14 protein-coding genes are annotated in these 13679 nt (G+C 63.9%); 8 read left to right on the top strand and 6 right to left on the bottom strand.

All coding sequences use genetic code 11. From position 1 onward, the window contains the following. Positions 1-3: 3 nt before the first annotated feature. The 3 genes from AC5RUQ_RS00515 to AC5RUQ_RS00505 form a co-directional block, all read right to left on the bottom strand. Positions 4-1080, bottom strand: a complete 1077-nt coding sequence (locus tag AC5RUQ_RS00515) for an extracellular solute-binding protein (protein WP_493945463.1) — start codon at positions 1078-1080, stop codon at positions 4-6. 248 nt (positions 1081-1328) lie between these two features. Next, complete coding sequence (locus AC5RUQ_RS00510) at positions 1329-1763, bottom strand: acyl-CoA thioesterase (protein WP_493945462.1); 435 nt, start codon at positions 1761-1763, stop codon at positions 1329-1331. 70 nt (positions 1764-1833) lie between these two features. Beyond that, positions 1834-2337 (bottom strand): GNAT family N-acetyltransferase, encoded by a 504-nt coding sequence (locus AC5RUQ_RS00505; protein WP_493945461.1) that lies wholly within the window; start codon positions 2335-2337, stop codon positions 1834-1836. A 145-nt stretch (positions 2338-2482) separates the two neighbouring features. Between AC5RUQ_RS00505 and AC5RUQ_RS00500 the strand changes: the two genes are divergently transcribed. The 3 genes from AC5RUQ_RS00500 (at position 2483) to AC5RUQ_RS00490 (ending at position 4321) form a co-directional block, all read left to right on the top strand. Next, positions 2483-2995, top strand: coding sequence for a MarR family winged helix-turn-helix transcriptional regulator (locus AC5RUQ_RS00500; protein ID WP_493945460.1), 513 nt, complete (start codon positions 2483-2485; stop codon positions 2993-2995). Between the two features lie 82 nt (positions 2996-3077). Continuing rightward, positions 3078-3395, top strand: coding sequence for a hypothetical protein (locus AC5RUQ_RS00495; protein WP_493945459.1), 318 nt, complete (start codon positions 3078-3080; stop codon positions 3393-3395). Beyond that, positions 3392-4321: a serine/threonine-protein kinase gene (locus AC5RUQ_RS00490; protein ID WP_493945458.1), complete on the top strand. Its 930-nt coding sequence runs from the start codon at positions 3392-3394 to the stop codon at positions 4319-4321. Before AC5RUQ_RS00495 ends, AC5RUQ_RS00490 begins: the two co-directional genes overlap by 4 nt. On the opposite strand, the gene AC5RUQ_RS00485 is transcribed toward AC5RUQ_RS00490, so the two are convergent. Both AC5RUQ_RS00485 and purB read right to left on the bottom strand, forming a co-directional pair. Next, on the bottom strand, positions 4318-4992 hold the full coding sequence (locus tag AC5RUQ_RS00485; protein ID WP_493945456.1) for a histidine phosphatase family protein: 675 nt from the start codon (positions 4990-4992) through the stop codon (positions 4318-4320). The two genes, AC5RUQ_RS00490 and AC5RUQ_RS00485, sit on opposite strands and share 4 nt — an antisense overlap. A gap of 103 nt (positions 4993-5095) precedes the next feature. Further along, positions 5096-6538, bottom strand: coding sequence for an adenylosuccinate lyase (purB, locus tag AC5RUQ_RS00480; protein ID WP_493945455.1), 1443 nt, complete (start codon positions 6536-6538; stop codon positions 5096-5098). 171 nt (positions 6539-6709) lie between these two features. Between purB and AC5RUQ_RS00475 the strand changes: the two genes are divergently transcribed. Both AC5RUQ_RS00475 and AC5RUQ_RS00470 read left to right on the top strand, forming a co-directional pair. Then, positions 6710-7012 (top strand): hypothetical protein, encoded by a 303-nt coding sequence (locus tag AC5RUQ_RS00475; RefSeq protein WP_493945454.1) that lies wholly within the window; start codon positions 6710-6712, stop codon positions 7010-7012. After that, a complete protein-coding gene (locus tag AC5RUQ_RS00470) occupies positions 7009-8355 on the top strand; it encodes a hypothetical protein (protein ID WP_493945452.1) in 1347 nt (448 codons plus the stop codon). Before AC5RUQ_RS00475 ends, AC5RUQ_RS00470 begins: the two co-directional genes overlap by 4 nt. A 56-nt stretch (positions 8356-8411) precedes the next feature. Here the strand turns inward: AC5RUQ_RS00470 and AC5RUQ_RS00465 are convergent, their stop codons facing one another. Next, a complete protein-coding gene (locus tag AC5RUQ_RS00465) occupies positions 8412-8834 on the bottom strand; it encodes a phage holin family protein (protein WP_493945451.1) in 423 nt (140 codons plus the stop codon). Positions 8835-9080: 246 nt separating this feature from the next. Between AC5RUQ_RS00465 and AC5RUQ_RS00460 the strand changes: the two genes are divergently transcribed. The 3 genes from AC5RUQ_RS00460 to AC5RUQ_RS00450 all read left to right on the top strand — a co-directional run bounded on the left by AC5RUQ_RS00460 (position 9081) and on the right by AC5RUQ_RS00450 (position 13595). Then, the gene (locus tag AC5RUQ_RS00460) at positions 9081-10451 is read left to right on the top strand and encodes a pectate lyase family protein (protein ID WP_493945449.1); all 1371 of its coding nucleotides are present in this window, start codon (positions 9081-9083) and stop codon (positions 10449-10451) included. Then, the gene (locus tag AC5RUQ_RS00455) at positions 10451-12328 is read left to right on the top strand and encodes a pectinesterase family protein (RefSeq protein WP_493945448.1); all 1878 of its coding nucleotides are present in this window, start codon (positions 10451-10453) and stop codon (positions 12326-12328) included. Before AC5RUQ_RS00460 ends, AC5RUQ_RS00455 begins: the two co-directional genes overlap by 1 nt. Before the next feature lie 148 nt (positions 12329-12476). Then, positions 12477-13595, top strand: coding sequence for a histidinol-phosphate transaminase (locus AC5RUQ_RS00450; protein ID WP_493945446.1), 1119 nt, complete (start codon positions 12477-12479; stop codon positions 13593-13595). Positions 13596-13679 lie beyond the last annotated feature (84 nt).

The following is a 13679-nucleotide window of genomic DNA, read 5'->3' as shown; positions in this document are numbered from 1 at the left end:
GGGTTACGTCATGTACTCGAGCTCGATCTTCTCCACCCAGGCGCCCATGTTCTCCTGCACGAACTCCCAGTCGATATCCTGTTGCTTGAGGTCCGCGAAGAAGTCCACCACCTCGGGGTTGGCCTTCGCTTCAGCAGACTTGTTCACCGGCATGGAGTTGAACTGCTGCGCAAACTCGCCCTGGACGTCGGCGCTGCCGAACCAGTCGATGAACTTTTGGGCCTGCTCCTTCTTCTTGGTGCCCTTCACCAGCGCCACCTGCTCCACGGCAAGCGGGACACCGACGGACGGGATCACCGTCTCAACGTTCACCTTGAACGACTTTTCACGCTCGGCGATGATCGAGGACGGCATCTGGCCCATGTCCACTTCGCCCGATGCAATGCGGGCAAAGAGGTCGGTCTTGGCGACGGCGGGGCTTCCGTTCTGGAAGTACTGTTCCACCTGCTTCCAGCCCTCATCAGAAATGCCCAGGTCGCCTGAGTCATCCCGGTAGCGGCTCAGGATTCCGGCGAAAACCAGTTGCGCAGTGGCAGTGCCCAGGCCCGTGACCCGCTCATAGCGGGCCTTGAACTCGTCCTTCGTCCAAAGGTCCGTCCAGTCCTGCGGGGCAGCATCCTTAGCAAACTTATCGGAGTTGTAGCCCAGGAGGATGGCCTGCTTGACCAGCGGCCAGTAGGTCTCGCCGTCGCCCAGTTCCTTGTCCACCTCGCCGGCCCAGGCGGGCTCATAGGGTTCAAGGGCACCCTCGGCTGTGATTTGGGAGAAGTACATGTTGTTCAACCCGAACGCAACGTCAGCGATAGGGTTGTTCTTCTCTGCGATCAGCTTGTTGGTGGCGTCTGCGCCGCCTGCACCGACAATCTCGATCTTGAAACCAGCCTCCGCTGCTTTTGTGGTCAGCCACTCGCCGCGGCCTTCACCGTTGGAGTTCGTATAGACAACCAGGGTCTCCCCTGAACCCCCTGCGGGGGCCGAGGAGGCATCGCCTGAGGCGGCTGGTGTTGCTGTGCCCCCGCCGCATCCGGCGAGGAGGGTGACGGCGACGGCGGCGGCAACCAAAGTCTGCAATTTACGCACGATCAGGACTCATTTCTGGACTGGAATCGGAGCATGTCCGGCAAGCCTATAGCCGGGCATGACGAAAGTCGGGCCCTATTGCTATCGATTTGATAAACAGCCCGACTGTCCACCGTGGTCCAATGAGGGAAACGCCCGGCGCCGGGCGGGCAAACCTGCGGTTAACGTTTGCCGGGTGCCGCTGCGGGTCGTCCGGAGGGCAGAGTGTGCGGGACGGCAGTCCTGCCGTGCCCGGTCCTGCCCGTGCGTCAGTCCTGCTGGAGGGTGTCCGTGAGGTGATGGGTGGGGATCCGGTCCCTGTCATAGGTGATTTGGGTGTAGCCGTGGGGCTCCGGTTTGCCGGAGGCGTTGAGGTTCACGAAGACGATCTCTTCGATGGTGAGGATGCTCTGGCGGGTGATCATGTTCCGGACTTCAGCGCGCATCGTCAGGGATGTTCGGCCAAACCGTGTGGCCGTCAGCCCCATCTCAATAAGGTCGCCCTGCACCGCAGAGCTGACAAAGTTGATTTCCGAGATGTACTTGGTGACGGCACGCCCGTTACCGAGCTGGAGGATGGCGTAGATGGCCGCTTCCTCATCGATCCACTTCAGCAGGCTGCCGCCGAAAAGAGTGCCGTTGGCGTTGAGGTCCTCGGGCCGGACCCACTTTCGGGTGCGGAAGGTGATGTCTGCTGATTCCATAGCCCGAGGTTAGCGGAGCCCTGCGGGCGGCACCGAGTGTGACGGATCCCCGCGCCACCCGCCGCTCCTGCTACGCCATGGCGGTATGAGCAGCGCTGCGGGCGTGGATGCTCTTGGCATAGCAGTAGGAGTGCGCAACGCCAATGTAGGGGCCGAAGTTTGGTAACGGCTCGAACCCGGAGTTCTCGTAAAAGTTGCGCCCGTCAGGCTGGGCGGACCCGGCCTCCGCTTTGATGCGGGTGATTCCCTGCTTAAAGGCCTCGGCTTCCAGCGCCGCCAGGATGGAACTGGCCACTCCCGATCCGCGGGTGTAGGGGAGAACGTACAAGCGCTTTATTTCTGCTGTCCTGTCATCGAGGAGCCGCAATCCGCCGCAGCCCACAGGCTGGCCGGATCCCTTGTCATAGGCCACCAGGAACACGGCGCAGTCAGCACCCGACGGCGGGGTGCCGGGTTCATGGTCAGGGGTACCAAAGCGGGCATCGAGTTCAGCTTGCTGGGCACGGCGCAGGTCCGCACCAACCGGGTTGGACCACGTGACCTGCCGGATGTTCAGGCGCGGATTGGTCTGCATGTCTGCCTCGATTCGCCGAAGGGATATGCAAATCAAGGCTAGGAGGCTCTGGTTACGCTGGTGTTTCTCTTCGGTAAGCGGCCGAATAACGCTTACGGCGGCACTCGCTTGGCTGTCTAGATACCAGTTGATCTAGAATGTTGGCATGCGTTCCACCGGTAATGAAGGCTCTGGCTATTGGTACGGTCCCGACGGCCAGCTGGACTACAGCGCGGCAGTGCTGAAGTCCCTGCGGGATTATCGGGCCGCTGAGACGATCGTCCGGCGTTCTACCCGTGACTCCATGGGCATGGGTGAAACGGACATCCTTGCCCTGCGCTACCTGCTGCGCGTCCAGGCCGCAGGCGAGGCGACAGCGCCAAAGGATCTGAGCCAGTTCCTGGGAATCACCAGCGCCTCCACCACCACGCTGATTGACAGGCTTGTGCGGAGCGGGCACGTGCGGCGGGAAGCCCACCCTACGGACCGGCGCTCCGTGGTGGTGGTTCCAACCGTTGAGTCGGACAAGGAAGTCCGCGTGACCCTAGGTGCGATGCACCGCCGCATGATGGCGGTTGCTGAGGGGTTGAGCGCCGACGAGGCGCACGTTGTCATCGAGTTCCTGCAACGAATGACTGACGCGTTGCAGGACGTTGATGAAGGGCACGGACACAAGTAACTAGCCGGACTAGCTAGATCGACTAGTAATATGTATGCTTACGATCAATCCTGAAATAACTTCGGCTGGAGTCGTGAGAGCGTTGGCAACTTTTTCTGACCTTGGTGCTCTGAGTGCCTGCACCAACAGGCTGTCGCTGGACCCTGCAGGGCAGATGAACGGCGCGTGGCACGGGGCCCCCTTGCACTGCGGAACAACCATGGAACTGGTGACGCCTGCTGTGGGGCCGGTCGCCGTCGGCTATACCTTCGAGCCGGACGACGGCCGTCCCGTCCAGCTGCCGCCTGTCTGGCGCTGCGGCTGCGGCTTTCAGCTCGACGCCTGGATCCGTTCCCCCTACGCTTCCCGGGAGCAGTTTACTGATCCGGGAGAAGCCCATACCGCGGCCCTCTCCGCATGAGTTCCGCCGCAGCAGCGCCACTGCAGAAGAGCGCTCCCCTTCTTCCCGGGATGTCCCTGATGGCGGACCGTTACCACCTCAGGGAACGCTTGGGCCGGGGCTCACTGGCTGAGGTTTTCCGCGCTGCCGACCTTGCGGGCGGTCCCGATGTCGCCGTCAAAGTCGCTGTTGGCGGCTCCGCAAAGCACTTCGAGAGGATCCGCAATGAAGCAGAAGTCCTGGCCGCACTGAAACACCCCTCCATCATCAGGTTCATTGCCCACGGCGTGATGCCCGCCGGGACGCAGCTTGCCGGCCGACCATTCCTGGTTGAAGAACTGGCCCTCGGGGCGAGCCTTGCAGAGGCAGCGCGCAGCGGCCGGCCCGGCGCCGGTGACGTTGCGGGTTGGGCGTACGGCCTCTTTGGGGCCCTTGCGCATCTGCATGGGCAGGGATTGGTCCACCGTGATATCAAGCCCGCCAACCTGATGCTCAGCGGCTTGCGGAGGAGTCCGGTACGCATCATCGACTTCGGCATCGTGGCTGCCGCCGGATCGGCTCCCGAACCGGGCATCTCGTCAGGAACGGCGCACTATATGAGTCCGGAGCAGGCGGCGGGCGGGTCGGCCCGGACCTCGTGGGACGTCTACGCCATGGGCTTGGTCCTGTTGGAGCTTCTCACGGGGTCCAAAGCCTTTCCCGGCACCGCCATCGAGTCCCTGGTGGCGAGGACCCTTCGCTGCCCGGTCATCCCGGATTCCCTCGGTCCCGGATGGTGCAACTTTCTGAAGGCCCTTACGGCCATGGACAGCGATGCACGGCCGACGGCGGCTGAGGCTGCCGTTATGGCTGCACGGCTCGTGCACCAGGTACCCGTTGTGGAGAGCACCAGCCAGTGCCGAAAAATGGTCGTGTTCCCGGCCCGCCGGATCAGGCAGCTGGTTTAGGGCCCTTCCACATTGCGTCCGGTAGGGTCCTGAGCTGTGGGATCGGCAAGTGCCAGGCCGCCCACCGGGCTGCCGTCCCAGTGGATCAGCCTCCACCCGCTGTGCGGATCACCCTCGAGCGCCACAATCCCGGTGTTGGCCAAAGCATGTTTCGCGGCGAACTCGTGGTCGGCGTCCTCGGCCCGCCGTCCGGCCCAGGTGCGGATGGCTGCGCCGTGGCTGACAACTGCTGCCGTGGCCTGATCCCCGGATGCGCGGTCCAGAACCCGGGCGATGGCTGTATCAAACCGTTCGAAGAAGTCATGCCCGTCAGGCCCGGCCGGCATCCGCTGGTCAAGATCCCCGGCGGCCCAGGAAAACACCGTGCCCATGTACCGTTTGTGCGACTCGTGGTCGGTCAGTTTTTCCAGTGACCCGGCCTCGATTTCGTGGAGGCCATCCATGACTTCGACGTCCAGGCTGTGCAGCCGGCCCAACGGTGCCGCGGTGATCTGGGTTCGAACCAGGGTGGAGGCATAGAGGGCCTCGATCGGCTCGTTGGCTAACGAACGGGCCAGGGCTTCGGCCTGCCGCTCACCCAGTTTAGTAAGCCCGGGACCGGGGTGGGCAGTGTCCAGCTGGCCAAGCACGTTGCCCGGAGTTTGTCCGTGGCGGATCAGGAGCAGCTTCATTCCTCCAGTTTCGCACCTTGAAGCATGGTGCCGTCCCGGCCGCAGGGGGCAGGAATGAAGGAAGGTGCCGGGCCCTCCCAGGCCCGGCGCCGCCGTCGTACTTTTATTTCAGGTGGTCCACCAGCTGGTCCGCGATGCCCGTGTACTTCCCGGGGGTCAGCGCGAGGAGCCGCGCTTCGGCTTCGGGGGAGAGGCCCAGGCCCTGGACGAATTCCTGCATGCGGGCGGCGTCAACACGCTGTCCGCGGGTGAGGTCCTTGAGCCGCTCGTAGGGGTTCTCCATGCCTTCGACGCCGGCGATCGCCTCTGCCCGCATGACCATCTGGATTGCTTCGCCCAGGACTTCCCAGTTGGTGTCCAGGTCTCCGGCCAGCACGTCCTCGGCAACGTCGAGGCGTTCCAGGCCCTTGGCCACGTTGGAGATGGCCAGGAGTGAGTGGCCGAATGCCACACCGATGTTGCGCTGGCTGGAGGAGTCGGTGAGGTCACGCTGCCAGCGGGAGGTGACGAGCGTGGATCCCAGTACGTCCAGCAGCCCGGAGGAGATTTCCAGGTTGGCCTCGGCGTTTTCGAAGCGGATGGGGTTCACCTTGTGCGGCATGGTGGAGGATCCTGTGGCGCCGGCCACGGGGATCTGCGCGAAGTAGCCGATGGAGATGTAGCTCCAGATATCCGTGCAGACGTTGTGCAGGATGCGGTTGAAGCGTGCGACGTCGGCGTAGAGTTCAGCCTGCCAGTCGTGGCTTTCGATCTGGGTGGTCAGCGGATTCCAGGTCAGTCCGAGGGCCTCCACGAAGGATTTGGACACCTGCTGCCAGTCCACACCGGGAACCGACGCAACATGGGCAGCGTAGGTGCCGGTGGCGCCGTTGATCTTGCCCAGGTATTCAGTTTTGGCGATGCGGTCGAGCTGGCGCGTGAGGCGGTGCGCGATGACGGCCAGTTCCTTGCCCAGCGTGGTGGGGGTGGCGGGCTGTCCGTGGGTGCGGGACAGCATGGGGACGGCGCGGTTGTCCCGGGCCATCTTGCTGATCTGGGCCACCAGGGCGCGCGCTGCCGGAAGCCACACGTCCTCCACAGCACCCTTGACGCCCAGCGCGTAGGAGAGGTTGTTGATGTCCTCGGAGGTGCAGCCGAAGTGAACCATGGCTGTGAGGTTCTCGATGCCGATGGCCGGGAGGCGCCGGCCGATGTAGTACTCCACGGCCTTTACATCGTGGACGGTCACGGCTTCGATATCAGCCAGCTCGGCCACCGATCCGGCGTCGAATTCGGTGACGATGGCGCGCAGTTGGTCCTGCTGCGAGGGGGTCAGGGGACCTGCGCCGGGAAGCACGTTGTTGCTGGTCAGGTGGATGAGCCACTCAACTTCCACGGCCACGCGGTCCCGGTTGAGGGCTGCCTCCGACAGGTAATCCACGAGCGGGGCGACGGCGGACTGGTAGCGGCCGTCCAGCGGGCCGAGCGCGATTCTTTCCGGGGACGCGGCGAGGGCCAGGCGTCCTGAGGGCGTACGGGTGTCAGCTGTGGCGGCAGTTTCAGGCATGTGCTGATTCTTTCATGAACTTTTGTGCCAGCTTGAGCCGTTCCCGCGGGATTACTTGTCCACATAGACGACGGCGGGAGTTGGCCGGGTGGTTGTCCCGCCGTAGCGTTCACGTCAGTAGTTCCAGGGGCGGGCATCCGGGGCGCTGGACAGTCCGGAAAGGGAAGGGCAATGAGTAGTGAGCCGGCAGGCGCAAACCTGCAGCAAGACATGGTGCGCGCTTCCCAGGTGGAGCAGTTGGCCGGCCGCGTGGCCTATTGCCTCAGTCGCGGAGAGGACGTCCTGGCAGACTTCAGGGATATTCAGTTGCTGGAATGGGAGTCGCCGGCCGGCCGTGCCTACCGCGAAGCGGTATCACTGCAGTGTGCTGCCTTCCGGCGAGCCCTTGAGGCGCTCGTTGAAGCAAAGGCTGCTGTGGAGCGGCATGCCCTCGAGACCTTCACCGCTGATTGCACTTTTCCGGGCAGGCCATGATGGCGGAAGCTACGCCGTCCGGGAGCGGCTCCATAAGGCTGTACGGTCCTCCCGACGACGGGCCCCTTACCGTCCGTGGCGGTGTCGGCGGCATCAGTTTCCAGTTGGAGGAACTGGCCGGAGGTGCTGAAAGGGTGGATGACCTCGCCGCCAGGCTTTCCGAACTGGAGGTTGAGGTCCGCCGGATCCGGGAGGACCTCGTTCCCTTCCAGAACCTGCCACGGTGGTCCGGGACCATGGCCCTGAACGCGGTTGGTGAGTCCGAGCGGAGCCTTCGCGCAGTATGGACCGAGCTGCAGCGCATCAGCAGCCAGGTCCGCGCCTGCAAACGGGAGTACGAGATGGCGGAGACTGTGGCGGCGGCTGCCCGCAGTATTGGCGTTCCAAACCTTGAGGCTGAGTGGGAAAGGCACACAGACTTTTGGAGGACTGGCTTCCTTAACAACAGCGCCCTCGAAAACATGACTGCAGGGGCGGTATCGGCCACGCCTCTGCTAAAGGCGCTGGTGGAGGGTGCACTGCCAGGCATGCGGTCCCGGCTGGTGGAGGTCCAACGGGAGGAAAGCATTTCAATTGACCTCGATCCTTCTCCTGCAGGGCTGCTTGAACGAGTACAGCTGATCGATCAGCGTGGTGCGGGTTTCATCGAGGTCATAGAGGTCGATCACGGCGGGCAGAAGGTTTACGTGGTGGTCATCCCGGGGACCCAACTGGATGGTGGAGTTGCGAGCGGGAATCCATTTGGCCTGAGCGGAATAGCCGAAGGGGTAGGCAGCAATTCCAAGAACGTCAGGGCGGCCGTTATGGAGGCGCTGACGGCGGCTGGAGCCCAAAGGGGAGCAACTGTGGTGGGCGTTGGCTACAGCCAAGGAGGGATCCACGCCATGAACCTGGCGGCAAGCGAGGAATTCCTGGCCGACTACGACCTCAAGTACGTTCTCACGGCAGGGTCGCCCGTCGCCGGAATCACGCCGAATCCGAACGTTAATACCCTCCATCTTGAACACCGGACCGACTGGGTCCCGGGCACCGACGGCGCACCCAACCCCGACACCGGGAACCAGGTCACAGCCACGATGACGGATAACCTGTACGTGCAGACGGGGGAGAACGTTGGCATCGGTCCAGGCCACCAGCTCAGCGGCTATCAGGACGGCGCGCGGCTCGTTTCGGCGAGCAACGATCCCTCGCTGGCCGGGTCCACCGCCGCACTGGGGGCGGTGCTGGGAGCCGGCGGGGCAGCCACCGCTACCCGCTTTTCCCTGGCCCGGACCAAGGCCCCCACGCCAAATCTCCATGCCGCAGACACCCGCAGGCAGGAGCGCGGCTATGGCGGACGCTAGCCGGGCCGGGACGTGGCTTCAGCACCTGCAGTGTGCACAGCGCCTCGAACCTTCAGCTACCTTCGGGTTCCAGCAATGCGGCCGGCCACCAGTGAGATCAGCGTGATGATGATCGCCGCCAAAACGGCAGTCCAGAAAAAGGAGTCGATGGTGAAGTGCACCGGCGTGTAGCTGCTGATCCAGGAGGTCAGGTAGAGCATTGCCGCGTTGATGACGATGGTGAACAGGCCGAGGGTCAGGATGGTGATGGGCAGCGCGAGGAGGCTCACGAGCGGGCGTACCAAGGCGTTCACCAAGCCGAAAATGGCGCCGATGAACAAGTAGGCGAGGGCGATCCCAGCGGTGTCCGCCCCCTGCGTCACGCCGGTTTTTGCCACTGCGTCCGTGGCTGCTGAACTGGAGATCTCCAGCCCCGGCAGGATCCAGCTGGTCACCCAGAGGGCGAGGGCATTGATCAGTACCCGGGCAATGAGTCGCATGACCCTATGGTTGCACACCGCCTGAAGGCCCCTGCGGGGGTAGCGCTGCAGCTTGGACCCGTTCAGTGGGTCAGGCTCCCGCCGAGTGACCGCGCGTGACGACCCTGCACAAGCGTGTGTCAAATATCAACTAACCCTTGACAAGAAGAAAGCGTTTTCCGATAGTTGAGAAATCGCTTTCTGACGTGCTGGCGGTTCCAAGTCCGGCACCGAAGCGTGGTTCATTCCAACGGAGGAAGAGAGATCATGCGCAAGAAGATGCCCTTCGCGCCCGTATCGGTCACCGCGGCCGTCGCCGTATCCCTGCTCGCAGCCCCTGCCCATTCAATAGCATCTCCATCCCCGCACGCGGATCCAACATCCCAGACCGCACGCCAACCCCTTGAACGCCAAGTACTCCCACAGAATGATGGCTGGGCAGCTTCGGGGGCCGGAACCACTGGCGGCTCGACCGCTGGGGAAAACCGGATCTACGACGTCTCCAACAAAGGACAACTCCTCGCGGCCCTCGCCACGGGAACCGAACCCAAAATCATCCGGGTCCACGGGGACATTGCTGCGAATGCCAGCCCGGACGGCGCACCGATCAGCTGTGAAGACTACGCCAGCGGTACCGGCTACTCGCTGACCCAGTACCTCCATGATTTCGACCCGGCCCGCTACGGAACCGCGAAAAAGCCGGAGGGCACGCAGGAGAACGCGCGGCGGCTGGCCGCATCCAGGCAGGCTGCTGCCATCCGCTGGGACATCCCCAGCAACACCACGATCGTGGGGGCCGGCCCGGACAGCAGCATCACCGGAGCTGCCCTGAGGATCAACGGAGCCGAAAACGTCATCTTCCGGAACCTCACAGTGCGGGATGCCGCCGACTGTTTCCCGTCGTGGGACCCTACGGACGGTGCCACCGGCAACTGGAACAGCGAGTATGACCTGCTGCAGATCATCAACGGCTCCAAGCATGTGTGGGTGGACCACTCACACTTCACTGATGCCCCGAACCTGGACAGCGCCCAGCCCAGCTACTTCGGCCGGCCGTACCAGGTGCACGACGGAGCAGTGGATGTCACCAACGGTTCCGACCTCGTGACGATGTCCTACAACCGGTTCTCCGAGCACGACAAGCTCCTGCTCATCGGCTCGACGGACTCGACCAACAGGGGAGACGCCGGCAAGCTGCGGGTGACCATCCACCACAATCTTTTCGAGAACGTAGGCCAGCGCGCACCCCGGGTCCGTTTCGGACAAGTGGACGTCTACAACAACCACTTCAAGACGACCACAGGTTCCGACATCCCATATGGATACACGTTCGGTGCAGGGGTTGAGTCCCACCTGCACGCCGAGGCCAATGCCTTCACACTCCCCGCGGAAATCCCCGTGCAGTCCCTGATCTCCTACTTCAAGGGGAAGGTCATCACCACCAGCGAAAACGCAGTCAACGGCAAAATCGTGGACCTCCGCGCCGCCTACAACGAAGCTGCGCCTGCGGACAGGCAACTGAGCGCCGATGACACCTGGACGCCTGTCCTGCGGACGCACGTCAACGCCGCTCAGGCCGTTCCCGCACTCCTGGCGGACGCCGTCGGGCCTATCTTCACGGCGGGGGATGCCCGCTGATGCGCCGCTTCCAACCCACGCGCCGCTCACTGCTTGCCGCAGTGGCCACCGGAGCCGTCACCGCGGCCGCGGGGCTCGCCGGACCAGGGGTTGCCCGCTCAGAAGCCGCAGTCCGTGCCGTGACGGTCCCGCCGCGGACAAGAACCAAGCCCGTCATCTTCGTGGTGGGCGATTCCACCTCCTCCGCCTACCAGCACTCTGAACGTCCCCGGGCCGGCTGGGGGCAGGCCCTCCCGCTGCTGTTGGGGCCACAGGCTGACGTCTTCAACTACGCCTGGTCCGGAGCTTCGTCCAAGAGTTTCGCCGACGCCGGCCTGCTGGACGAGGTAGTGTCGTTGCTCCAGCCCGGCGACTACCTGCTCATCTCGTTCGGGCACAACGACGAGAAGGTGGAGGACCCCGCCAGGGGAACCGATCCGCAGACCACCTTCAAGGAGTACCTGCAGAAGTACATGGACGGTGCCGCCGGCCGTGGTGCGAAGGCTGTACTGGTGACGCCGGTGGAACGCCGCCGGTTCAGCGCCCTTGGCATCGCGCAGGACTCGCATGGCGCGTACCCGCAGGCCGTACGCGAACATGCGGCGGCCACTCGGACCCCGCTGGTGGACCTCACCGCCTCCTCAAAGGACCTGTGGCAGAAGCTCGGGGCCGAGGGAACCAAGTCCCACTTCCTCTATGCCTCGCCGGGCCAGTATCCGCAGTATCCGCAAGGCGTGACCGACAATACGCATTTCCAGGCTGAAGGCGCCCTGGCCGTCGCCAGGCTGGTTGCGTCCGAACTTCGGGCACAACAGGCCCTGCCCCCCGGGTACTTCCAGCACCTCGACGCCGGGCTGGATGCTCTCACCGGCATCTACTGGCCCAGCGAACGCCCCGTGGACAAGCCCACGGTCCTGGATGTGGGCAGGGGCCAGGCGTTCCCGACCGTCCAGGCAGCCGTGGACGCCGTGCCCACGGGCAGTACCCGCCGAACCCTCATCCGGATCCAGCCGGGCGTTTACCGGGAGGCCATCAGGGTGCCGGCCAACAAGCCAAGAATTTCGTTTCTCGGGCTCGGCGGGAAAGCGGAAGACGTTGTCCTGGTTTACAACAACGCCTCCGGCACTCCTAAACCGGATGGCACCGGGCCCTACGGGACGGGCGGAAGCGCAAGCGTTCGGATTGACGGGCCGGACTTCATGGCTTCAAACGTCACGTTCAGCAATGACTTTGACGAGGCCGCCAACGAGGAGATGAAGAACCGCCAGGCGGTGGCGCTCTTCCTGACAGGGGACCGTGCCGTCCTTAACAACGTCCGGTGCCTGGGCAACCAGGACACGCTGCTGGTTGATTCCCCCTCCCGCGGGGTACAGGCGCGCTTCTTCTTTAGCGGCTGCTACATCGAGGGCGACGTAGATTTCATCTTCGGCCGTGGCACTGCAGTCTTCTCCGGAAGTGACTTCCGCTCCCTTGACCGTGGGTCCGACAGCAACAACGGCTATGTTTCGGCCGGCAGCCTGAATATCGGGATCAAGCACGGGTATCTGTTTACCGACTGCCGCTTTGTGTCAGACGCCGCTGCCGGTTCGGTCCATTTGGGCCGCCCCTGGCATCCCAGCGGGGACGTGGATGCCATCGCCCAGGTGCTCATCCGGGATTCCTGGCTGGGCGCGCACATTTCCGCCGCACCCTGGACGGACATGAGCGGTTTCTCCTGGCGGGAAGCGCGCTTCCACGAGTTCAACAACAACGGCCCGGGGTCCCGCCTCACCCCGGAGAGGCCGCAACTTGATCCGGGGCTGGCACAGGAGTTCACGCTGGAGGCGTATCTCCAGGGAACCGACGGTTGGGCTCCCCAGTTGGCGGGCAGCCGGTCCGACAGCACTCCGCGGGTGTAGGGCCCCCGGGCAGGGAACGGAGAGGAACAGGTGGCCGGACGGTCCGTGCTTGGCGGCCCGTCCGGCTGCCCGACCCACTACGGCAGGGGGTGCGACCCTGCGCAGATGCCGCCTTCCGTCCCGCGGCTGGAGAAGTAGGCTGGTTTGCATGACTTCATCAGATACCCTCGCCGGGGGCATCCAGCCGCGCCCTGTGGTGGCAAAGCTGCCCCGCTACGCCGCTGGCAAACCTCCCGTCGCCGTGGACGGACTGACCAGCTACAAGCTGTCTTCAAACGAAAACCCTCTGCCCCCGATTCCGGCGGTCATTGAGGCGATTGCACGGCAGACGGACTTCAACCGCTACCCTGATCCGCTGAGCAGCAGGCTGCGCGCCGAACTCGCCGCGTTCCTTGATGTTCCCGCCGAAGACATCGTCACTGGCGCCGGCAGCCTGGGCGCCCTGAACCAACTCCTGGCCGCGTTCGCCGGGCGGAACGAAGACGGCAAGCCCGATGAAGTCATCTACGCCTGGCGCTCCTTCGAGGCATACCCCATCAGTGTTGGCCTCTCCGGCGCAGAAGGCGTCCCGGTCCCGCTGGCTGACGGCGGCCGCCACGACCTCAAGGCCATGGCGGCGGCAGTCACGGCCCGCACCAAGGTGATCCTCCTGTGCACCCCCAACAATCCCACCGGTCCTGCCCTGGCTGCGGCCGAAACAGAGGCGTTTATCCGCTCCGTCCCGTCTGACGTGGTGGTGGTGATTGACGAGGCCTACCAGGAATTCGTGCGGGCGGCTGAGGCCGTGGATGGGATCGCGCTGTACCGGAAGTACGCGAACGTTGTTGTGCTCCGGACCTTCTCCAAGGCACACGGGCTTGCCGGCCTCCGGGTGGGCTACAGTGTCTCCAATCCTGGGCTGACCCAGCACCTGCGGGTTGCGGCCACACCGTTCGCCGTGTCGCAGATTGCAGAAACTGCAGCAATTGTTTCGCTGCAGAATTACCCCCAAGTTGTAGAGAGGGTACAAAGGCTCGTGGACGAACGGGAGCGCGTCACGGCAGGCCTGCGGAGCCTCGGCTGGAGTGTTCCAGATGCCCAGGGCAACTTCGTCTGGCTGGATCTCGGCGCTGACAGCACTGGGTTTGCCGATCTGGCTGCCACGCAGGCCTTGTCCGTGAGGGCCTTTGCGGGCGAAGGCGTCCGCGTCAGTATCGGCGAGGAAGACGCCAATACGCGTTTTCTCGCTCTGTGTGCGAACTATACAAAGGCCCCGCGCGGTTCCTAGCACTTAACAAGTAGCCCCGCGGTTACTTACTGAAGATAAAGTTAGGATCAGTAAGCCAATATATATGCCGCGGGAGGAATCTAT

This window comes from Arthrobacter sp. MDT2-3 (assembly GCF_059090465.1).
This window is presented reverse-complemented; position numbering and strand designations above follow the sequence as displayed.

Bases quoted from the DNA above. Each gene is read 5' to 3' on its own strand.
- AC5RUQ_RS00500 (WP_493945460.1), top strand. From the start codon at position 2,483: ATGCGTTCCACCGGTAATGAAGGCTCTGGCTATTGGTACGGTCCCGAC.
- AC5RUQ_RS00470 (WP_493945452.1), top strand. From the start codon at position 7,009: ATGATGGCGGAAGCTACGCCGTCCGGGAGCGGCTCCATAAGGCTGTAC.
- AC5RUQ_RS00505 (WP_493945461.1), bottom strand. From the start codon at position 2,337: ATGCAGACCAATCCGCGCCTGAACATCCGGCAGGTCACGTGGTCCAAC.
- purB (WP_493945455.1), bottom strand. From the start codon at position 6,538: ATGCCTGAAACTGCCGCCACAGCTGACACCCGTACGCCCTCAGGACGC.
- AC5RUQ_RS00455 (WP_493945448.1), top strand. From the start codon at position 10,451: ATGCGCCGCTTCCAACCCACGCGCCGCTCACTGCTTGCCGCAGTGGCC.
- AC5RUQ_RS00450 (WP_493945446.1), top strand. From the start codon at position 12,477: ATGACTTCATCAGATACCCTCGCCGGGGGCATCCAGCCGCGCCCTGTG.
- AC5RUQ_RS00460 (WP_493945449.1), top strand. From the start codon at position 9,081: ATGCGCAAGAAGATGCCCTTCGCGCCCGTATCGGTCACCGCGGCCGTC.
- AC5RUQ_RS00465 (WP_493945451.1), bottom strand. From the start codon at position 8,834: ATGCGACTCATTGCCCGGGTACTGATCAATGCCCTCGCCCTCTGGGTG.
- AC5RUQ_RS00510 (WP_493945462.1), bottom strand. From the start codon at position 1,763: ATGGAATCAGCAGACATCACCTTCCGCACCCGAAAGTGGGTCCGGCCC.
- AC5RUQ_RS00475 (WP_493945454.1), top strand. From the start codon at position 6,710: ATGAGTAGTGAGCCGGCAGGCGCAAACCTGCAGCAAGACATGGTGCGC.
- AC5RUQ_RS00485 (WP_493945456.1), bottom strand. From the start codon at position 4,992: ATGAAGCTGCTCCTGATCCGCCACGGACAAACTCCGGGCAACGTGCTT.
- AC5RUQ_RS00490 (WP_493945458.1), top strand. From the start codon at position 3,392: ATGAGTTCCGCCGCAGCAGCGCCACTGCAGAAGAGCGCTCCCCTTCTT.